General features: G+C 71.2%; 17 protein-coding genes. 10 read left to right on the forward strand and 7 right to left on the reverse strand.

Annotated features, from left to right (window positions below; translation table 11 throughout):
• Nucleotides 1-95: 95 nt before the first annotated feature.
• The 3 genes from oxlT to ACXJY8_RS15555 form a co-directional block, all read right to left on the reverse strand.
• A complete protein-coding gene (oxlT, locus tag ACXJY8_RS15545; protein WP_463770392.1) occupies nt 96-1,382 on the reverse strand; it encodes an oxalate/formate MFS antiporter in 1,287 nt (428 codons plus the stop codon).
• 262 nt (nt 1,383-1,644) lie between these two features.
• A complete protein-coding gene (locus ACXJY8_RS15550; RefSeq protein ID WP_463770394.1) occupies nt 1,645-2,502 on the reverse strand; it encodes a prephenate dehydratase in 858 nt (285 codons plus the stop codon).
• A 25-nt stretch (nt 2,503-2,527) separates the two neighbouring features.
• Nucleotides 2,528-3,271, reverse strand: coding sequence for a 3-deoxy-manno-octulosonate cytidylyltransferase (locus tag ACXJY8_RS15555; RefSeq protein WP_463770396.1), 744 nt, complete (start codon nt 3,269-3,271; stop codon nt 2,528-2,530).
• Nucleotides 3,272-3,595: 324 nt separating this feature from the next.
• Here ACXJY8_RS15555 and ACXJY8_RS15560 point away from each other — a divergent pair, with 324 nt between their 5' ends.
• The 6 genes from ACXJY8_RS15560 to ACXJY8_RS15585 all read left to right on the forward strand — a co-directional run bounded on the left by ACXJY8_RS15560 (nt 3,596) and on the right by ACXJY8_RS15585 (nt 11,028).
• Nucleotides 3,596-4,504 (forward strand): c-type cytochrome, encoded by a 909-nt coding sequence (locus ACXJY8_RS15560; RefSeq protein ID WP_463770397.1) that lies wholly within the window; start codon nt 3,596-3,598, stop codon nt 4,502-4,504.
• A 236-nt stretch (nt 4,505-4,740) separates the two neighbouring features.
• Entirely contained in the window at nt 4,741-6,624 is a 1,884-nt protein-coding gene (locus ACXJY8_RS15565) for an extracellular solute-binding protein (RefSeq protein ID WP_463770399.1), read from the forward strand.
• Nucleotides 6,621-8,480: an extracellular solute-binding protein gene (locus ACXJY8_RS15570; RefSeq protein ID WP_463770401.1), complete on the forward strand. Its 1,860-nt coding sequence runs from the start codon at nt 6,621-6,623 to the stop codon at nt 8,478-8,480. The genes ACXJY8_RS15565 and ACXJY8_RS15570 overlap by 4 nt, the downstream gene beginning before the upstream one ends.
• Nucleotides 8,481-8,489: 9 nt before the next feature.
• Nucleotides 8,490-9,593, forward strand: coding sequence for a microcin C ABC transporter permease YejB (locus ACXJY8_RS15575; protein ID WP_463770403.1), 1,104 nt, complete (start codon nt 8,490-8,492; stop codon nt 9,591-9,593).
• The gene (locus ACXJY8_RS15580) at nt 9,590-10,093 is read left to right on the forward strand and encodes a GNAT family N-acetyltransferase (protein WP_463770405.1); all 504 of its coding nucleotides are present in this window, start codon (nt 9,590-9,592) and stop codon (nt 10,091-10,093) included. The genes ACXJY8_RS15575 and ACXJY8_RS15580 overlap by 4 nt, the downstream gene beginning before the upstream one ends.
• A 44-nt stretch (nt 10,094-10,137) precedes the next feature.
• Entirely contained in the window at nt 10,138-11,028 is an 891-nt protein-coding gene (locus ACXJY8_RS15585) for an alpha/beta fold hydrolase (RefSeq protein WP_463770407.1), read from the forward strand.
• 4 nt (nt 11,029-11,032) lie between these two features.
• Here ACXJY8_RS15585 and ACXJY8_RS15590 read toward each other — a convergent pair whose 3' ends face one another.
• From ACXJY8_RS15590 to ACXJY8_RS15605, 4 genes are all read right to left on the reverse strand, one after another.
• A complete protein-coding gene (locus ACXJY8_RS15590) occupies nt 11,033-13,117 on the reverse strand; it encodes a hypothetical protein (RefSeq protein ID WP_463770409.1) in 2,085 nt (694 codons plus the stop codon).
• Between the two features lie 28 nt (nt 13,118-13,145).
• Nucleotides 13,146-15,965 (reverse strand): DUF4159 domain-containing protein, encoded by a 2,820-nt coding sequence (locus ACXJY8_RS15595; protein WP_463770411.1) that lies wholly within the window; start codon nt 15,963-15,965, stop codon nt 13,146-13,148.
• A 10-nt stretch (nt 15,966-15,975) separates the two neighbouring features.
• Nucleotides 15,976-16,806, reverse strand: coding sequence for a DUF58 domain-containing protein (locus ACXJY8_RS15600; RefSeq protein WP_463770413.1), 831 nt, complete (start codon nt 16,804-16,806; stop codon nt 15,976-15,978).
• A gap of 108 nt (nt 16,807-16,914) precedes the next feature.
• The gene (locus ACXJY8_RS15605; protein WP_463770415.1) at nt 16,915-17,919 is read right to left on the reverse strand and encodes an AAA family ATPase; all 1,005 of its coding nucleotides are present in this window, start codon (nt 17,917-17,919) and stop codon (nt 16,915-16,917) included.
• A gap of 239 nt (nt 17,920-18,158) precedes the next feature.
• Here ACXJY8_RS15605 and ACXJY8_RS15610 point away from each other — a divergent pair, with 239 nt between their 5' ends.
• The 4 genes from ACXJY8_RS15610 to ACXJY8_RS15625 are packed head-to-tail and all read left to right on the forward strand — an operon-like array spanning nt 18,159 to nt 20,902.
• Nucleotides 18,159-18,737: a DUF1285 domain-containing protein gene (locus ACXJY8_RS15610; RefSeq protein WP_463770417.1), complete on the forward strand. Its 579-nt coding sequence runs from the start codon at nt 18,159-18,161 to the stop codon at nt 18,735-18,737.
• Complete coding sequence (locus ACXJY8_RS15615; protein WP_463770419.1) at nt 18,734-19,375, forward strand: CoA pyrophosphatase; 642 nt, start codon at nt 18,734-18,736, stop codon at nt 19,373-19,375. The genes ACXJY8_RS15610 and ACXJY8_RS15615 overlap by 4 nt, the downstream gene beginning before the upstream one ends.
• A gap of 34 nt (nt 19,376-19,409) precedes the next feature.
• Nucleotides 19,410-19,667 carry a DUF6111 family protein gene (locus tag ACXJY8_RS15620; RefSeq protein WP_463770421.1) on the forward strand — a complete coding sequence of 86 codons (258 nt, stop codon included), beginning with the start codon at nt 19,410-19,412 and terminating at the stop codon, nt 19,665-19,667.
• Nucleotides 19,664-20,902, forward strand: a complete 1,239-nt coding sequence (locus ACXJY8_RS15625) for a CCA tRNA nucleotidyltransferase (RefSeq protein ID WP_463770423.1) — start codon at nt 19,664-19,666, stop codon at nt 20,900-20,902. The genes ACXJY8_RS15620 and ACXJY8_RS15625 overlap by 4 nt, the downstream gene beginning before the upstream one ends.
• The last annotated feature ends 4 nt before the right edge of the window (nt 20,903-20,906 follow it).

Consider the following 20,906-nt stretch of genomic DNA (forward strand, 5'->3'; position numbering starts at 1 on the left):
ACCAGGACATCCGGTTTTTCCGCCGGCCCGCCCCGTGGAGCGAGCGTCGGGCCGGCGGACACGCTGCGGGCGGAGGGTGTGACGCCCGGCTGCGCTCAGGCCGCCTGGGCCGGTCGCGCCGCCACCGGAGCCGCGACGGGCTCGTCGGTGAGGAAGCGCAGGCGCAGGGGCTTCAGGACGAACATCGCCAGGATCGCCGCCACGACATTGAGCCCGATGATGATCGAGAACACCGCCGACCAGCCGTACTTGGCCGAGATGACGCTGGCGATCGGCACCAGGAACGAGGCGGTCCCCTTGGCCGTGTAGAGCAGGCCGGCATTGGTGGTGGCGAATTTCGAGCCGAAGGTGTCGCCGCAGGTGGCCGGGAACAGCGAGTAGATCTCCCCGAAGACGCCGAAATAGACCGCCGTGGCGAAGACGAAGACCAGCGGGCTGGTGCCGTAGGTCAGCAGGGTGATGATCGCCAGGGCGGCGATCGAGAAGGCGATGAACATCGTGTTCTCGCGCCCGAGGTTGTCCGAGACGAACCCGAAGAACGGGCGTCCGAAGCCGTCGAAGATGCGGTCGAGGGAGATCGCGAAGGTGAGCGCCGCCATCTGAAGGCCGAACAGGCTGACGGGGACGTCCGCCACCTTGAAGTCGTGGGCGATCGGGGCGATCTGCGCCGCCGCCATCAGGCCGCCGGAGGCCACCATCACGAAGATCACGTACATCAGCCAGAAGACGGGGGTGCGGACCACCTCGCGCGGCGTGCGGTCGACCTTGGCCTGGGGCAGGCGCAGGGTCTTGCGCTGGACCGGGACCGCCAGGGACGGCTTGCGCAGGAAGAACGACAGCAGGACCACGATGGCCCCCTGACCCAGACCGAAATACAGGAAGGCGTCCTGGTAGCCGCTGGTGGCGATCATCTTGGCGATCGGGATCACGGTGACGGCGGCACCGGCGCCGAAGCCGGCCGCGGTGGCGCCGGCGGCGAGGCCGCGCCGATGGGGGAACCATTTTAGGGCGTTGCCGACGCAGGTGCCGTAGACCGATCCCGCTCCGATGCCGCCGATGACGGCCGCCGCGTAGAGCAGGAAGATGGAATCGGCGTGGGCGTTCAGGAACCACGCGAGGGCGATCATGACGCCGCCGAAGCAGACCACGATGCGCGGGCCGTAGCGGTCGACGAACCAGGCCTCCACCGGCACGAGCCAGGTTTCGGTGGCGACGAAGATGGTGAAGGCGAACTGGATCGCCGCACGGCCCCAGTGAAACTTGGCGTCGATCGGATCGACAAAGAGCGTCCACCCGTATTGGAGGTTGGCGATCATCGCCATGCACAGCACGCCGAAGGCGAGTTGCCACCATTTGGCGGACGGCGGGTCCTGACGTTCCATCCCGAATTCCTTCTTGATCGGATTGTTCGCACCGATGGCGTCAGCATGCACCAAAATTCGTTGTATGCAATATACCAGGGAATGAAATGTGGTTTCGAACGTGGCAGGCCCCGTGAGGGCATGCGGCGCACCCAGGCTGTGAACAATCGTGCAGGTTGTCGAAACGCTCGTCTGCCGCTCCCCAGAGGGCGATCGCAGCACAGCGTTCGGAAGGCCCCCGCGCGGCGCCGCCGCCGGGACCGTTCTTTAGGCGGGGAAGCCCCTATTCCGCCGTGATACGGCTTGCCTCGCGATAGGGATGCGCCGGGTAGGTGCCGATGATCCGCACCTCCCGGGAGAAGTAACGGAGTTCGGCGAGAGCCCGCGACAGGCCCGGATCCTCCGGGTGACCGTCCACCTCGGCGTAGAACTGCGTCGCCGAGAACTGGCCCTCGACCATGTAGCTCTCGAGCTTCGACATGTTGACGCCGTTCGTGGCGAAACCGCCCAGCGCCTTGTAGAGGGCCGCCGGAATGTTGCGGACCCGGAAGACGAAGCTCGTGACCATCGGGTCCTGCCCGGGCGAGACCGCCTCGGGCTCGGGCGAGAACACGACGAAGCGGGTGGTGTTGTGGCTCTCGTCCTCGACGTCGCGCTCCAGGATATCGAGGCCGTAGACCTCCGCCGCCAGGGCCGGCGCCAGGGCACCCCGGGTCGGATCTCCCGCCTCCGCGACCTCGCGGGCCGCTCCGGCCGTGTCGCCGGCCACGATGGCGCGTAGCCCGAGGCGCCGGATGATCTTGCGGCACTGCCCGAGGGCGTGGACGTGGCTGTGCACCGTCCGGATGCGCTCGACGGGCGTGCCCGGCAGGACCATCAGCTGGAAATGGATCGGCAGGAAGTGCTCGGCCACGATGTGCAGGCCGGAGGTCGGGATCAGGTGGTGGATGTCCGCCACCCGGCCGGCGATCGAGTTCTCGATCGGGATCATCGCCCGCGTGGCGCGGCCCTCCTTCACGGCCGCGAAGGCGTCCTCGAAGGTCGGGCACGGCAGCGGCGTCCAGTCCGGATAGGCCTGGGCGCAGATGATGTGGGAGTTCGCGCCGGGCTCGCCCTGGTAGGAGACGATGTGCTGGGGCATGGCGGGCTGGTCTTTCCGAGGCGCTTCAGTTCAGGCGGCGGGCCGACAGGATGGCGCGGGCGCGCTCCAGGTCGGCGGGGGTGTCGACGCCGAGCGGCAGGTCGTCGACGACGATGGCGTCGATGCGCATCCCGGCCTCGAGGGCGCGGAGCTGCTCCAGCTTCTCGCGGGTCTCGAGCTCGCCGGGCGGCAACGCCATGAAGCGGGCCAGCGCCTTCCGGCGATACGCGTAGAGGCCGATGTGATGGTAGAGCGGGCCCGCCCCCCAGGGCGCCTCGGCGCGGGTGAAGTAGAGGGCGCGCAGGCGCCGGGTGCCGACCGTGTGGCCCACGAGCTTGACCACGTTCGGGTCGCGCCGCTCGGACTCCTCGGTGATGACGGCACAGAGGGTGGCGATGTCGACCGAGCGGTCGGCCAGGGGCAGGATCGCCGCGCCGATGATGCCGGGGTCGATGGTCGGCAGGTCGCCCTGGACGTTGACCACGACGTCGTGGTTGCCCTGCGGATCGATGATCTCCAGGGCCTCGGCCAGACGATCCGAGCCGGACGGGTGGTCGGCCCGGGTCAGCACCGCGAGGCCGCCGACGGCCTCGATGGTCTCGACGATGGCCGGCGTGTCGGTGGCGACCACGACGGGGCCGATGCCGGACTCCACGGCGCGACGCCAGACGTGCACGATCATCGGCTCGCCGGCGAGGTCGGCCATCGGCTTGTTCGGCAGGCGGGTCGCGGCCATGCGCGCGGGAATGAGGACGATGGGATCGGACATCGGTCTGGACCCTGCTCCGGCTGGGGTCGGTGCTTAACAGCGGCGCCCCGGCTTGTCATGCCGCGCGCCGGCGGCCCATGCCGAACCGCGCCTTTCTTCGACCACTCCGGCGGGAACCGGACGCGCCCGCTCGCGTCTCAAGAAGTGAGGGATGGCGGCGACACAGGCCGCTCTGCGACTACGCGAAGCGCGATGGGACCATTGTCAAGGTCGGGCATGAGCGGCTAAGCACCCTCGACCGTTTCCAAAGTCCGGCACGGATCCGCGCTGGACTTCGCCCTGAATTCTCCCCCCCTCAGGCCGGCCGCACCGGAGTTGTCGAGAATGGACTCTTTCGAGCTGAACAAGGTCGCGGGTGCCGCGCTCGGCGCGCTGCTGTTCGCCGTAGGGTCGGGCTTCGTCGCCGAACTGATCTATCATCCCAAGCCGGCGGGCAATGCGGGCTATGCCCTGCCCGAGCCCCAGGCCAAGGCCGGCGGTGCGGCCGCCCCCGAGGCCAAGGCCGAACCGCTGCCGATCCGCCTGGCCAGCGCCACGGTCGACAAGGGCCAGGCGGCGGCCAAGAAATGCGCCTCCTGCCACAGCTTCGAGAAGGGCGGACCGAACAAGGTCGGCCCGCATCTCTGGGGCGTCGTCGACCGCCAGCGCGCACACGAGCCGGGCTTCGAATACTCGGCCGCGCTCAAGGAGAAGGGCGGCACCTGGACCTACGACGAGCTCGACCACTTCCTGACGAACCCGAAGGGCTACGTTCCCGGCACCAAGATGGCCTTCGCCGGGATCACCTCCCCCACCGAGCGCGCCGACGTGATCCTGTACCTGCGCAGCCTCGCCGACACGCCGGCGCCGCTGCCGGCGGCGGAGAAGAAGGCCGAGGGCGACAAGCCGGCCGAGGCTCAGCCGGCCGCCGCCAAGGCCGGGGATGCCAAGCCTGCGGATGCCAAGCCCGCTGACGCCAAGCCTGCGGATGCCAAGCCTGCGCCCGACTCCAAGCCCGCCGCCGAGGTTCGGCGCGAGCAGGCGCCGAAGCCCGCCGATACCTCCAAGCCGACCGAGGACCAGAAGCCCGAGGTCGCCAACCCGGCCACGGCCGCCAAGCCCACCGTGGCGGGCGAGGAGGCGAACAAGCCGGCCTCGGTGAAGCCCGCCGACGACACTCCGGTCCAGGCGGCTCCCGCCGCGCCCCCGGCCCCGGCCGCCACCGTACCGGCCGAGAAGCCGGCCCAGCAGTAAGCCGGCTCTCGCCGAGGATCGAGATGTCCTGAGGGAGATGTCTGGAGAGTGACCAAGGCCGGGCCAGCGCCCGGCCTTTTCGTTTGTCGACCCCCGAGATGGTGCCGCGGTCGACGGCTCCTGCGCGCACGCGCCCGCTTGGCGTTCGCGGCCGGTCCGTCCTAGAACAGCCACCCCGCCGTCGCCCTCGCGGCAGCGGACCCGCGCCCCCGGAATCCGGAGACTGCCTGCCCGTGATGCGAATTGCCCCGATCGGACGCCTCGTCGCCGCCCTCGCCTTCCTGGCCTGCGGCCTGCCCGCCCGGGCCGCTCCCGATCCGGCGCCCGCGACGCCACAGGGTGACTGGAAGCCAGCGATCACGCTGATGGGCGAGCCGAAATACGGTCCCGGCTTCAAGCATTTCGACTATGCCGACCCGAACGCGCCGAAGGGCGGCCTCGTGCGCCTGGGCGCGCAGGGCGGCTTCGACAACTTCAACTACGTGGTCTCGGGCTTGAAGGGCGATCTCGAGAACGGGATCGTCCAGATCTACGACACCCTCATGACGGAGTCGGCCGACGAGCCGTTCACCTCCTACGGCCTCCTGGCGGACGGCGTGCGCCTCGCCGACGACCTCTCGGCGGTGTCCTACCGTCTGCGCGAGGGCGTCCGTTGGCACGACGGCCAGCCGGTGACGCCCGAGGACGTGGTCTGGTCCTTCGATGTCCTGAAGGCGAACAGCCCATTCTATTCGGCCTATTACCAGACCGTGACCAAGGCCGCCGTCACCGGCCCGCGGGAGGTGACCTTCACCTTCTCGGAGGCCGGCAACCGCGAGCTGCCCCAGGTGCTCGGCCAACTGCGGGTGCTGCCCAAGCACTGGTGGACCGGCAAGGATGCGCAGGGGCGGCCGCGCGACGTGACCCAGACCACCCTGGAGATCCCCCTGGGCTCGGGCCCCTACCGCCTGGCGAAGTTCGAGGCTGGGCGCAGCGCCACCTACGAGCGGGTGGCGGATTACTGGGGCAAGGACCTGCCGGTGAATGTCGGCCGTAACAACTTCGGCACCATGCGGAACGAATATTTTCGCGATGCGACGGTGCTGATCGAGGCGCTGAAGGGCGACCTGTACGACTTCCGGGCCGAGAACGTGGCACGCAACTGGGCCACCGCCTACGACAATTTTCCCGCCGTGAAGGAGGGCCGCCTGATCAAGGAGGAATTCCCCGATCGCGGCAACGGCAACATGCAGGCCTTCGTGCTCAACACCCGCCGGGCGAAATTCGCCGATCCGCGGGTTCGGCGGGCCTTCAACCTCGCGATGAACTTCGAGGAGATGAACCGGTCGCTGTTCTTCGGCCTCTACAAGCGCATCGACTCCTACTATTTCGGCTCGGAGCTGGCGTCGTCCGGCCTGCCCCAGGGCGACGAGCTCGCGATCCTCGAATCCGTGAAGGACAAGGTCCCTCCTTCCGTCTTCACCGCGCCCTACACGAACCCCGTCAACGGAACGCCGGATGCGGTGCGCGCCAACCTGCGCGAGGCCGTCGGCCTCCTGAAGCAGGCCGGCTACGAGCTGCGCAACGGCCAGATGACCGACGTGAAGAGCGGCGAGCCCCTCACCGTCGAGTTCCTGGAATACCAGAGCGTGTTCGAGCGGGTGGTGCTGCCCTACGCGGCGCAGTTGAAGCTCATCGGCATCAACAGCACCCTGCGGGTCATCGACCAGGCCCAGTACCAGAACCGACTGCGGGCCTTCGACTTCGACATCACCACGAGCTCGTGGCCGGAATCCCTCTCGCCGGGTAACGAGCAGCGCGAGTACTGGGGCTCGGCCTCCGCCGACAAGACCGGCTCGCGCAACCTCATCGGCATCAAGGACGCAGGCGTCGACGCCCTGGTGGAGAAGGTGATCTTCGCGAAGGACCGCCCCGGCGTGCTGGCGGCGACCCACGCCCTCGACCGGGTGCTGCTGGCCCACAACTTCGTCGTGCCGCAATGGGGCTCGAACGTCTCGCGCACCCTGCGCTGGAATCGCTTCGGGCACCCGGAGGTCCTGCCGAAATACGGAAGCTCGGGTTTCCCCGCGACCTGGTGGTACGACGAGGCCCTGGCGGCCAAGACCGGGGCCCCGCGTTGAGCGCCGGCCCGACCCGGCGTGCCGTCGTCGCGGGCGCCGGCGCCCTCGGGGCCACCCTGGTCCTCCCCGCCCCGGCCCGGGCGGCGGGCCGCACCAGCCACGGCCTATCGAGCTTCGGAGATCTCAAGTACCCGGCCGACTTCCGGAACTTCGACTACGTCAACCCGGACGCGCCGCGGGGGGGCCGCTTCTCGGCGCAGCTCGCCTCCACCCTGGGCAACCAGGCCTCCGACACCTTCAACACCCTGAACATCTACGTCCTGCGCGGCGACGGCGCCGCCGGCATGAACCTGACCTTCGATTCGCTGATGGTGCGGGCGCTGGACGAGCCGGACGCACTCTACGGCCTCCTCGCCCGCGCGGTGGAGGTTTCCGAGGACGAGCTGACCTACCGCTTCAGCCTGAGGCCGCAGGCCCGCTTCCACGACGGCTCGCGCCTCACCGCTCGCGACGTGGCGGCGTCGATGCGCCTCCTCAAGGAGAAGGGCCACCCCGAGATCTCGCAGGTGATCCGAGACCTCTCCGAGTCCGTCGCCGAGGACGACGCCACGGTGACCCTGCGCTTCGCGCCCGGCCGCAGCCGCGACCTGCCCCTCTTCGTCGCCACCCTGCCGGTGTTCTCCGCCGCCTACTACGCCAAGCGCGATTTCGAGGCCTCCTCCCTGGAGCCGCCGCTCGGCTCGGGACCCTACCGGGTGGGGCGCGTTGAGGCGGGGCGCTTCATCGAACTGGAGCGGGTGAAGGACTATTGGGGCGCCGAGCTGCCGGTGAATGTCGGCCAGAACAACTTCGACGCGATCCGGTACGAGTATTTTCGGGATCGTCAGGTGGCGTTCGAGGCCTTCAAGGGCGGCGCCTTCACGTTTCGCGAGGAGTTCACCGCCCGGGTCTGGGCCACGGGCTACGACTTTCCCGCTGTGCGGGAGGGCCGCGTCCACAAGGAGGTGGTCCCCGATGCCCGCCCCTCGGGCACGCAGGGCTGGTGGATGAACACCCGGCGCGAGGCCTTCCGCGACCCGCGCGTGCGGGAGGCGATCGGCCTGTGCTTCGACTTCAACTGGTCGAACGCCAACCTGATGTACGGCGCCTACATCCGCACGGCCTCCTATTTCGAGAACTCGGACCTGAAGGCCACCGGGCGCCCCGCGCCGGAGGAGTTGGCCCTCCTCGACCCGATGCGCGGCGACCTGCCGGCGGAGGTCTTCGGCGAGGCCTGGAGCCCGCCCAATTCCGACGGCTCGGGCCAGGACCGCGCCCTGCTCAGCCGCGCCGTGGCCCTCCTCCGCGAGGCCGGCTGCACCCGCGACGGCGGCGTGATCCGCCTGCCCTCCGGCAAGCCCCTGGAGATCGAGTTCCTCGACAACGACCCGGTGTTCCAGCCTGTGACGCAGCCCTTCATCCGCAATCTCGGGCTGATCGGCATCCGCGCCAGCATCCGGCTGGTCGATCCCTCGCAGTACCAGGCCCGGGTCAAGGATTTTGATTTCGACCTCACGGCGCGCCGCTTCGCCAGCGGCCTCACGCCCGGCCCCGAACTCCGCGAGGCCTACGGCTCCCGCAGCGCCGGCACGCCCGGCTCGAACAACCTGGCGGGCATCGCGAGCCCCGCAATCGACGCGCTGATCGACAAGGTGACGGAGGCGACCTCGCGCACCGACATGACCCATGCCGCGCGCGCCCTCGACCGGGTGCTGCGGGCCGGCCGCTACTGGGTGCCCATGTGGTACAAGGCCGATCACCGGCTGGCGCTCTGGGACGTCTACGGCCGCCCGGCCAAGGGACCGACCTACGATCTCGGCGTCCCGACCGTCTGGTGGTACGATGCCGACAAGGCCCGGCGCATCGGCCGAACCTGAGGGACACCTGTGCTCGGCTACATCCTGCGCCGTATCGCGCTCATGGTCCCGACCATCTTCGGGATCATGCTCATCACCTTCGTCATCGTGCAGTTCGCCCCCGGCGGCCCGGTGGAGCGGGTGCTGGCCCAGCTCCAGGGCCAGAACGAGGGCAGCCTGTCGCGGGTAACCGGCGGGGCGGGCGATCTCGGCGGCGCCGCCCGCACCGGCGGCGGGGGCGAGGCCAATGCCCGCTACCGCGGGGCGCAGGGGCTCGACCCGGCCTTCATCAAGAAACTCGAGCAGCAGTTCGGCTTCGACAAGCCGGCCCCCGAGCGCTTCGCCAAGATGATCTGGGACTACGTGCGGTTCGACTTAGGCAACAGCTACTTTCGCGATGTCTCGGTCCTGCAGCTGATCCGCGAGCGGCTGCCGGTGTCGATCTCCCTGGGCCTGTGGATGACGCTGATCTCCTACGCGATCTCAATTCCGCTGGGCATCCGCAAGGCGGTGCATGACGGCTCGCGCTTCGACCTCTGGACCTCGACCGTGGTCATCGTCGGCTACGCGATCCCGAGCTTCCTGTTCGGCATCGCCCTGATCATCCTGTTCGCGGGCGGCTCCTTCGTGCAGATCTTCCCGATCCGCGGCCTGACCAGCGAGAACTTCGACTCCCTCAGCCTCTGGGGCAAGGTGGTGGACTACGCCTGGCACATGACGCTGCCGCTGGCGGCCCTGGTGCTCGGCGCCTTCGCGACCTCGACCCTTCTGACCAAGAACTCCTTCCTCGACGAGATCCGCAAGCAGTACGTGCTCACAGCCCGCATGAAGGGCCTCTCCGAGCGCCGGGTGCTCTACGGACACGTCTTCCGCAACGCCATGCTCATCGTGATCGCGGGCTTTCCGGCGGCCTTCATCTCGGCCTTCTTCACCGGCTCGCTGCTGATCGAGACGATCTTCTCGCTGGACGGGCTCGGGCTCCTGTCCTTCACCTCCATCGTCGGGCGCGACTACCCCGTGGTCTTCGCGACCCTGTACATCTTTTCCCTGCTCGGGCTGGCGGTGAACCTGCTCTCCGACCTGATCTACACCTGGATCGACCCGCGCATCGACTTCTCGGCGCGGGCGACGTGACCGCCCTCCCCCTCGTCATTCGGCACGAGCATGCCGGCGACGCCGAAGCGATCGAGCGGCTCCACGCCCGCGCCTTCGGCCCCGGGCGCTTCGCCCGCACCGCCTACCGCCTGCGCGAGGGCACGGTGCCGGTGGCCGAACTCTGCTTCACCGCACTGGTGGCGACCTACCTCGTGGGCTCGGTGCGGGTGGGCCCGGCCGAGGCGGGCGATCCGCTCCTGGTGCTCGGCCCCCTCACCGTCGATCCGAGCTTCGAGGGGCGCGGCATCGGCGCCGCCCTGATGACGGCCTGCCTGGATGCCGCGGCGGCAGGGGGGCACGGTCTCGTCATCCTGATTGGGGATGCGCCCTATTACCGGCGCTTCGGCTTCGCGCCGATCCCGTCCGGGCGCCTCGTCCCGCCCTCCCCCGTTGACCCGGCCCGCTTCCTGTGGCGCGAACTCAGGCCCGGTGCGGCCGCCACAGTCTCGGGGAACGTGACCGCCCTCCGCCGGCGTTGACCCGCCGAGGGCGCCGACCGGGCGCCGGCAGGGACCACACCCCGATGGATGATTCGGCGATCCGGCACGACACGATCACGGCCAACGGCGTCGCGCTTCACGTGGCGCGGCTCGGGCGTGGCCGCCCGCTGGTACTGCTGCACGGCTGGCCGGAATTCTGGCTGACCTGGGAGCCGGTGATGCGGCGCCTCGCGGACCGTTTCGAACTGATCGCGCCGGATCTGCGCGGCTTCGGCGCCAGCGAGAAGCCCGACCTCCACCCCTCTGACAAGGCCGGTGCCGAGGTGCACGCCGCCGACATCGTCGCCCTGCTCGATGCCCTCGGCATCGCCCGGGCCGGCATCGTTGGCCACGACGTCGGAGCCTACGTGGTCCAGGCCCTCGGCCGAACGGCACCGGAGCGGCTGACCGGTCTGTTCACCTTCGACTGTCCCTATCCGGGCATCGGGCCGCGCCTCGCCGCGCCCGAGATGCTCGCCGAGATCTGGTACCAGTCCTACCACGTGAAGCCGTTCGCGGCGGCCCAGGTCGGGGCTTCGCGCGAGGGCTGCCGGCTCTATATCGGCCATTTCCTGCGCCACTGGGCCGGCGGCAACCCGGCCGCCTTCGACGACGTGCTGGAGGCCTTCGTCGACAACTTCCTGGCCCCGGGCAACCTGCAGGGCGGCTTCAACTGGTACGTCAGCGCGCAGGCCGGGCGCCTCGCCATGATCCGCGGCGAGGCTCCGCGGCTTCCGCCGATCACGGTGCCGATCTGCATCCGCTGGGGCGATTCCGACCCGCTGTTTCCGTTCGCCTGGACCGACCGCCTCGGCGAGACCTTCGCGAATCTCGACCTCGCCGAACTGAAGGGCGCCGGACATTTCCCACACCGGGAGGACCCGGACCGGGCCGCGGAGGAGATCGCGCGGTTCTTCGAGCGTCTGCCGGGGTAGCCCCTCAGGCCGCCCGGCCGCGGCGTCCTTCCACGAGCCACATCGCCAGCACGGCCGCCGCCAGGGCGGCCAGCGCCCACAGGCCGAGGGCCAGGGGATAGACCTCGACGCCGCGGATGTTGGCGCTGTCGCTCGGGCGGAAGCCGATCCAGTCGGCCCCACCGAGGCGGCCGCTGCGGACCGATTGCAGGCGCGGCACGGCGATCCCGCCACCGGCCTCCGCGACCCGGCGGATCGAGCCGCCGGTGCCCTCGGCCAGGGCCTTCAGGCGCTCGGTGTCGCTGAAGACGTCGGCGAGCTCGCGCGGGTTCGGCGGGCCGACGCTGACGAAGGCGACGAGGGTGCCGGAGCGCAGGGTGTGCAGGCCGAGTTCGGCGGCCTCGAAGGTCGTCGTGAACAGGCCCGGCTCGCCTTGCGTCAGGGTCAGGGTGCGCTGGCTTCCGGTCGGGCCCGTGACGGTGACGGGCTCCACCGTGTCGGCCATGGTCTGCCGCTCCACGCGGACCTCGCGGCCATGCCCTGTGGTCTGGGCCCGGAGAGCCTCCTCCTCCAGGGCCGGCTCCTTCATGAGCCAGTGCCCGAGCCTGCGCAGCAGGTCGAGATAGGGCCCGCCCTCCTGGTAGCCGCGGGCCCAGAGCCAGGCGTGGTCGGACAGGAGCAGGGCCACCCGGCCCTTCTCCTCGCGCGAGAGGGCGAGCAACGGCAGGGCGTTCGGCCCCTGCAGGATCGGCTGGATGCCGGGCTTTACCTGGGCGGAGACGATGCGCAGCCAGTCGCCCCAGGCCGGCGGCGAGGCCTCGGACCCGGGCAGCGCCCGGGTGACCGGGTGGCGGTTGCCGACGCCCGTGAGGGCCGCCTTGTAGGGCTGCTCCACCACCTGCCCGTTGGGCTCGCCCGGCAGAATCGCGGCGAGGCGCGTGCGCGACAGGCTGGAGGGCGAGGCGAATTCGGGGCCGGCCGCGATCAGCAGTGCGCCGCCCTCGCGGACGTAGCGGACGATGTTGTCGAAATAGGCCGAGGGCAGCACGCTCTGGTTGGCGTAGCGGTCGAAGATGATCAGGTCGAAATCCTTGATCTTCTGGACGAACAGCTCGCGCGTCGGGAAGGCGATCAGGGAGAGTTCGGAGATCGGCGTGCCGTCCTGCTTCTCCGGCGGGCGCAGGATGGTGAAATGGACGAGGTCGACGTTGGCGTCGGACTTCAGCAGGTTGCGCCAGGTGCGCTCGCCCTGGTGGGGCTCGCCGGAGACCAAGAGCACCCGCAGCTTCTCGCGGATGCCCTCGATGGGCAGCACCGCGCGGTTGTTGATGGTGGTGAGTTCGCCCGGCAGGGGCTCCACCTCGATCTCGACGACGTTCGGGCCGCCATGCTCGATCCGCATGGTCAGGGAGAAGGGCTGACCAGTGGGGAAGGTCCGGCGCCCGACCTCCTCGCCGTCGCGGCGCACGGTGACGGTGGCGCTGCCGGTGCCGCCGCGCTCCATCACCTCGGCCCGGATGGTGAGGTCGCGCCCGACGATGCCGAAGCGCGGCGCCTCGATGAGCTTGATCTGGCGGTCGCGCTCGTCCGGGTGGCCGGTGACGAGGACGTGGAGCGGGCCCTTCAGGCCCAGAGCCGCCACCGAGGCCGGGATGTCGTGCACCACGCCGTCCGTCAGCATGACCACGCCCGCCAGCCGCTCGGCCGGCACGTCCGCCAGCGCCTGCGACAGGGCGGTGAACAGCCGCGTGCCCTCGTCGCCCTCCTTGGCGTCGGGTACGTCGATGAAGCGCGGCTCGATGTTGGTCAGCGCGCCGAAGCGGCGCTGCAGTTCGGCGCGCACCGCATCGGTCATGGCCGGCCGGTCGCCGAGGGCCTGCGAGCCAGAGCGGTCGACCACGACGGCGGCGATGTCCTTCACCGGCTCGCGGTCCTCGCGCACCAGGGACGGGTTCGCGATCGCCAGGAGTACCAGCCCTAGGGCGAGGGCCCGCAGGATCGCGGTTCGGCCCCGCGCCAGGAAGGCCAGCACGGCGAAGACCGCGACGATCACGCCGAAGGCGATCAGCACCGGCCAGGGCACCAGGGGGGTGAAGCTGAGGCTCAGCATGGGCGCGGTGCCTCCGGTACGAAATTCGTCACTGGCCCAGCCGCTCCAGCAGCGCCGGGACGTGGACCTGGTCGGCCTTGTAGTTGCCGGTGAGGGTATAGATCACGAAGTTGATGCCGCCGCGGAAGGCCATTTCGCGCTGGCGCTGGTCGCCGCCGACGATGGGGTAGAGCGGCTCGCCGCGCTTGCCCACCGCCCAGGCGGCGGCGAGGTCGTTGCTGGTGATGACGATGGGCGAGACGCCGTCGCCCGCCCGGGCCGGGCGGCGCTCGGCGCCCTCGCCCGCCGGCGGCAGGGTCTCGACCCAGGTCTGGCCGGTGGCATAGCGGCCGGGAAAGGTGTCGACGAGGTAGAAGGCCTTGGTGAGCACGTGGTCGGGCGGCACCGGCTCCAGCTCGGGCACCTCCAGGGTCGCCAGCATCTTGCGCAGATAGGCGCCCTCCGGCGTCGGCGGGGCGCCCGGCCGCGCGGTCAGCGCGTCGCGGGTGTCGAAGATCACGGTGCCGCCGTTGCGCATGAAGGCATCGATGCGCCGGATCGCGGTCTCGCTCGGCTGCGGCCGCCCGGCGACGATGGGCCAGTAGATCAACGGATAGAAGGCGAGTTCGTCCTTGGCGGGGTCGATGCCGATCGGATCGCCGGGTTCCAGGGCGGTGCGGCTCGCCAGCATCTGGGTCAGGCCGGAGAGGCCGGCCCGACTCGCGGTGTCCGCCGCCTCGTCGCCGGTGACGACGTAGGCGAGCCGGGTCGCCAACGCCGAATCGAAAGCGCCCGCGCGGACCGGGGCGGCCTGCTGGGCCTGCACCGGTTGCGGCGCGCCCACCAGGGCGCCGAGGGCGAGGCCGGCCAGGAGGACCGCGGCAGGGCGCGAGACGAAACCCCGTCCGCGCCGGAGGAAGCCGCCGAGCCAGAGGCCCGCGAGGGTATCGAGGATGAGGAGCATCAGGGCCAGGGTGAAGAGGGTGGCGCGCAGGTCGAGCGTTTCGGCGCCGGCGAGCGAGCCGAGGCGGGCACCGGACAGGGGCGCGAAGTCGAAGGGTTTCAGCCGGTCCGTTCCCCCGAGGGCGTTGACCGCGATCCCCCCGTCGGCCGGGCCGTAGAAGCCCGGCGGATGCTCCAGGGTCGCGCGGTCGGCGGAGTCGGCGGAGACCGCGGTGGCGCCGGCCGGCGGCGCACCCAGGGCGCCGAACCCATCGAGGGTGAGGCGCGGCGCGAGCACGGCCGTCGCCCGCGCCCCGGCATCGCCCGCCGGCAGTGCCTTGGCGCCGGCGAGGTTCACGACCCGTCGGAGCATATCGATGAACAGGCCCGACAGGGGCAGGTTCGACCAGGTGGTGTCGGCGGTGACGTGGAAGAGCACGACGAGCCCCTGGCCGCGCTTCTGCGCCGTGACGATGGGGGTGCCGTCCTGGAGCGACGCCCAGGTCCGGCCCGGCAGGTCGCCGTCCGGCTCGGCCAGGATCTGCCGGCGCACGCCGATATCGATCGGCGGGGTCAGGCCGGCGAAGGGGCTCTCGGGCGCGAAGGGGGCGAGGGTCTTGGGGCTGTCCCAGGACAGCGTGCCGCCCAGGGTACGGCCGCCGCGGCGCAGGCGCACGGGAACGAGCGGATCGTTGCCGGCGGCGAGGCGTGGCCCGGCGAAGCGCAGCAGGAGACCGCCCTCGTCGACGAACTGCTCGACGCGGGCGAGCGTCGGTCCGTCGAGGGCGCCGACATCGGCGAGGACGAGGACCGAGACCTGGTTGTCGAGAAGCTGTCCAATGGATTCCGCGATGCCCTTGGCACCCCGAGGCTCCTGCACGTCGGCATAGGGGCCGAGCGCGCGCGACAGGTAGTAGGTCGGCGCCAGCAGCGGCTGGGCCTGATCACTGGTGCCGCCGAAGACGAGGCCGACGCGGCGGCGCTTGCCGCGTTCGTCCACCAGGGTCACGGCACCGGCCGAGCGCTCGGCCGCGACCTCGATGCGGCTGATGCTGTTGCGCAGCTCCACCGGCAGGTCGAAGCCGACCTCGGTCTCGGTGGCGTCCGGCGCGAAGGTGAAGGCATGCTCCGCGAGCGGCAGGCCCTTCTGGTCGACCGCGCGCACGAGGCCGGTGTCGCGGCCGTTGGCGGCGGCCCGCAGGACATGCGCGGTCAGCTGGCCGCTGGCTTCGGCGGCCGAGAGCGCGAGGGCCGGGGGCCGGTCGGCTTTCAGGATGGTGAGCGCGGCCCCGGTCCGGCCGACCAGATCGGCGAGGCTCTTGCCGAACGTGTCCTCGCCCGGGCCGGCGACACCGTCGCTGATCCAGAGAATCGCCGTGCTCGGGCTGCGCTCGAGGAAGGCGGTGAGCGAGGGCAGGTGCGCGGCGCGGTCCGCGAGGTGCGGACGCGGCGCGATGGCGCGCAGGCGATCCAAGGCCGCGGCCGGCACCTTGGCCTCGAGGGCGGCCACCGGCTCGGCCAGGGCGGTCACCGCCACGGGCCGGCCGTCCCGCGCCGCACTCTCGACCGTGTCGGTGGCGACCCGCAGGCGATCGCGCCAGTCGTGGGCGGCGGAAAACCCGTTGTCGAGGACGACGAGGAGCGGCGTGCGCCCGGTGACGGCGCCCGTGCCGGAGGGATTCCAGACCGGGCCGGACACCGCCAGGATCAGGCAGGCGGCGGCGAGGATGCGCAGGATCAGCAGCCAGGGTGGGGTCCGGGCCGGCGTCTCGCGCTTACCGAGAAGGTCGGCCATGATCCGCAGCGGCGGAAAATCGATGCGGCGCGGCCGCGGCGGGGTCACCCGCAGCAGGAACCAAAGGGCCGGCAGGGCGACGAGCGCGGCGAGCGCCAGGGGCGCGGCGAAGGTGAGGGGCAATCCGAGCATGCGGCGATCCTCAGCCGGTCCCGCGCGCCGCCGCGACGAGGGTCAGGAGGCGCAGGGCCGCCTCGCTCGCCGGACGGTCGGTGCGATGGATCGTCAGGGTCCAGCCCTGGGTCCGGGCGATCTCCGCGAGGCGATCGCGATGGGCGGCGATCCGCACCCGGTAGGCTTCGCCCCAGGCGCCCGCATCACCGACATTGAGGCTGAGCTTCGACTCGAGGTCGTGCAGCACCGCCTGCCCCGAGAACGGGAAGGTCTCCTCGACGGGGTCGACGATCATCACGAGGTGACCCCTTGTGCCCCGGCCGGCGAGCCGGTCCACCGACGCCTTCACGGCCTCGGGCGGCGACAGGAAGTCGCTGATCAGGACGGCCTCGTCGAATCGGCCCGGCGTGGCGGACGGCGGGGCGTCGTCGTCCTGTCCCTGGCCGTCGGCGACGAGGGCCTGGGCCATGGTCTCGACGATGCGCCGGGAGGCGGTGGCACGGGTGAGGCCGAGCAGGCCGGTGCGCTCGCCGCCCTCCACCAGGGCGTCGGCCAGCGCGAAACCGAGCACCAGCGCGCGCTCCACCTTGGGCGCCTGCGCCAAGTGCGAGGCAAAGCCCATGGAGGCGGAGCGGTCGATCCAGAACCAGATGTTGTGGGTGGCTTCCCACTCGCGCTCGCGCACGTAGAGCCGGTCGTCGCGGGCCGAGCGGCGCCAGTCGATCCGCGCGGCGGCCTCGCCGGCGACGAAGGGCCGGAACTGCCAGAAGCTCTCGCCCGGCCCGGCGCGACGGCGCCCGTGGATGCCATGGGCCAGCGTCGAGGACACCCGGCGGGATTCGAGGATCAGCCGCGGCATCCGTTCGGCCAGGGCGAGGGCACTCTCGGTCTCGCGGCGTCCGGGATTGCGAGCGCTCCGGTCGAGGACCTGGGTGGCGCCGCCGCCGGGCCGGGGGATCGCCATGCCCTAGAGCTTGCCGGCGAGCTGGGCGATGAGGCCCGGGATGGTCTCGCCGTCCGCGCGCGCCGCGAAGCTCAGCGCCATGCGGTGCTTGAGCACCGGCTCGGCCAGGGCCTTCACATCGGCGATGGACGGGGCGACGCGGCCCTCGATCAGGGCGCGGGCACGCACCGCCAGGGTGAGCGCCTGGCTGGCGCGGGGGCCCGGCCCCCAGAGGAGCTTGCCCTTGAGCGCCGGATCGCCGCCCTCGGGGCGCGCGGACCGCACGAGGTCCAGGATGGCATCGACCACCGCGTCCCCGACGGGCAGGCGGCGCACGAGGCGCTGGGCCGTGAGCAGTGCCTCGGTGGACATCACCGCCTGCGGCTTGTGCTCGTCGATGCCTGTGGTCTCGATCAGGATGCGGCGCTCGGCGGCCCGATCGGGATAGCCGACGTCGATCTCCAGGAGGAAGCGGTCGAGTTGGGCCTCGGGCAGCAGATAGGTGCCCTCCTGCTCGATCGGGTTCTGGGTTGCCAGCACGTGGAAGGGGCGCGGCAGATCGTGCCGCTCGCCGGCCACCGAGACGAAGTGCTCCTGCATCGCCTGCAGCAGGGCCGACTGCGTGCGCGGGCTCGCGCGGTTGATCTCGTCGGCCATCAGGAGCTGGGTGAAGACCGGGCCCTTCACGAAACGGAACGAGCGGTGCCGGTCGGCATCCTCGTCGAGGATCTCGGTGCCGAGGATGTCCGACGGCATCAGGTCCGGCGTGAACTGAACGCGGCGGGCATCGAGGCCGAGGACGGTGCCGAGGGTCTCGACGAGCTTGGTCTTGGCGAGGCCCGGCAGGCCGACGAGAAGTCCGTGGCCGCCGGCCAGGATCGTCACCAGCGCGAGGTCGACCACCTGCTCTTGGCCGAAGATGACCTTGTGGATCGCCTCGCGGGCCTGACCCACCGAACCGAGACAGGCTTCGGCCGTGGCGACGATGCCGTCATCGAGGGTGGTGGCCGGCTGGGAGCCCTGAATCATGCGTGTCGGTCCTGGCTTCTTCCGCGTCGGCCGTCGAGGGCCGCGCGCGGCGGGAATGCGCCATCGAGGGGCGGGCCTGGCGTCGGCCGTCTGGCCGGGAGTGTGGCGCCCTTTGCGGCACGCTGGCAAGGTCGGCGCGACGACGCAGGGTTCGGACCTGCCCGCATGCGCCAGGATGGAGGGGAGAGGACGTCGCGCCGCCGTTCCCCCGTCGCCCGGATGCGCTATCTTGTGATGACATGACCGACACGACTCCGCCCGTCGCCGATCCGACGATCGACCGCCTCAGCGCCGCCCTCGGCGATGCGGCCCGCCGCGGCCCGCCGCCGGTGGAGCGCTGGAACCCGCCCTTCTGCGGGGCGATCGACATGCGGATCGCCGCCGACGGGACCTGGCACCACGACGGCACGCCGATCCGCCGCCCGGCCCTGGTCAAGCTGTTCGCCTCGATCCTCCGGCGCGAGCCCGACGGCGGCTACGTTCTCGTCACTCCCGTGGAGAGCGTCGGCATCACGGTGGAGGATGCGCCCTTCGTGGCCGTGGAAATGGCGGTCGAAGGCGACGGGCCGGGCCGGCGGATCGCCTTCCGCACCAGCGTGGACGACCTCGTCGCGGTCGATGCCGACCATGCCCTGCGCTTCGAGCAGGATGCGGGGGGCGGCCTGCGCCCCTACGTCCACGTCCGCCGCGACCTCTGGGCCCTGCTGACCCGGGCGCTGACCTACGATCTTCTCGCCCTGGTAGAGGAGCGGGACGGCTGGCTCGGCGTCATGGCCGGCGGCACCTTCCACCGCATCGCGCCCGCCGAGAGCGCATGAGGCAGGCCGATGCGCTGGCGGACCTCGTCGCCCGGGCCGCCGAGTACCTGTCCGCGGAGCCGCCGGGCGACGGCGCCCCGACGGCAAACCCGCGGGGCGACCACGATCTCGACGGGGCCGAGGCGGCGGTGGTGCCGGAGCGTCCGCACCGGCGTGCGGCGGTGCTGGTGCCGGTGCTGCCCCGGGCGGACGGCCCTCGCGTGCTGTTCACCGTCCGGGCCGCGCATCTGCGCGACCATTCGGGGCAGATCGCGTTCCCGGGTGGCAAGATCGACCCGGACGATCCGAGCCCGGCCGAGGCCGCCCTGCGCGAGGCTCGGGAGGAGGTCGGACTCCCGGCCGAGGCGATCCGCGTCCTCGGCTACCTCGACCCCTATCTCTCGGCCACCGGCTTCCTGGTCCTGCCCGTCCTCGGCCTCGTCGATCCGGAGGCCGGTCTGACCCTCAATCCGGACGAGGTTGCCGCGACCTTCGAGGTGCCCCTGAGCCACCTCCTCGACCCGGGCCAGCGCCGTATCGAGAGCGCAGTCTGGCGCGGCCGGCAGCGGCGCTACTACGCCATCACCTACGGCGAGTTCCGAATCTGGGGCGTCACGGCCGGGATCGTCAACAATTTGCAGGAGCGCCTCTACCCGTGACGCCGCGCCCGTCCCCCCGTCGCCCGAGCCAGACATGATCCGCCGCGTCCTCGAAGAACTCCTGATCTTCCTCTCCCCGTTCCTGCTCTTCGCGGTCTACCTCGCGATCCGCGGGCACCGGCCCGACCAGCGCGCGCACTGGGACGGGCAGGCCTTCCGCCTGACCCTTGCGGGCCTCGTCCTAGTCATCCTGTCCCTGGTGGCGACGGGACTCTTCAGCGAACGTCATCGCGGCGGCTACGTGCCGCCTCACCTGGAGAACGGGCAAGTCGTGCCCGGGCGATTCCAGTGAGCGGGCACGATCTCGACGAGGCCGGCCTCGCCCGTCTCCTCGACCGGCCAGGGGTCCGACGCGTGCTCGCCGCCCTGGCATCCGAGGGCGAGGCGACCCGCCTCGTGGGCGGCTGCGTGCGCGACGCCCTGCTCGGACGTGCCGGCGACGACATCGACCTGGCCACGACTTTGCTGCCCGACACGGTGATTGCCCGGGCCGAGGCAGCCGGCCTGCGCGCCGTCCCGACGGGGATCGAGCACGGCACCGTCACGCTGCTCGCGGGCGAGGCCACCTTCGAGGTCACGACCCTGCGGGAGGATGTCGAGACCGACGGCCGCCATGCCGTCGTGCGGTTCGGCCGCGACTTCGCCCTCGACGCGCAGCGCCGGGACTTCACCATGAACGCGCTCTCGCTCGCATCCGACGGCACGCTCCACGACACCACCGGCGGAATCGAGGACCTGAAGGCCGGCCGGGTGCGCTTCATCGGCGAGGCCCGGACGCGTATTCGCGAGGACGCCCTGCGCATCCTGCGGTTCTTCCGGTTTCACGCCCGCTACGGGGCCGGGCCTCCCGACCCGGAGGGCCTGTCGGCCTGCATCGCTGCTCGGGACGCCCTGGACGGCCTGTCGTGCGAGCGCATCCGAACGGAATTCCTGAAGCTGCTGTCGGCCCCGGGCGCGCCCGCTGCCGTCGAGACCTTGAGCGAGACCGGGCTGCTGATGCGGCTGATCGGCGGCCTCGGCGATCGCGGCCGCTTCATCCGCGTCGTCGCCCAGGGCACCGGAACGTCGACGGTCGAGCGCCTGGCCGCGCTGGCGGTGTGGTCCGACGTCGATGCCGGGCGTCTGGAGGCCGGCCTCCGGCTCTCGAAGGCCGAACACGCGGCGCTGGCGGCCTATGGGCGGGCTCTCGGAGCCCTGCACGGACGGTCCACGATCGACGCCACCGAGATGCGCCGGTTGGCGGCCAACTACGATCGCGCCGCCCTCGGACTGGCATACGCGGTGACCCGGGGAGACCCAAATCCGGTCGTCACACCGGAGGCCGGGACCTATCTCGACGATCTCGTGAGCGGCCGGGTGACGCCGCCGAAGTTTCCCCTCGCGGGCGCCGACATGGTGGCGCGGGGTGTTCGACCCGGCCCCGAGATCGGCAGCCGGCTCGCCCGAGCGCGGGCCCTGTGGCTAGATCTCGGCTGCCCGGAGGATTCGGCCGCACGCGAGACCCTGCTCGAGCGCGCGACCGCTTAGGGTC

Source organism: Methylobacterium sp. TK31 (assembly GCF_055361545.1).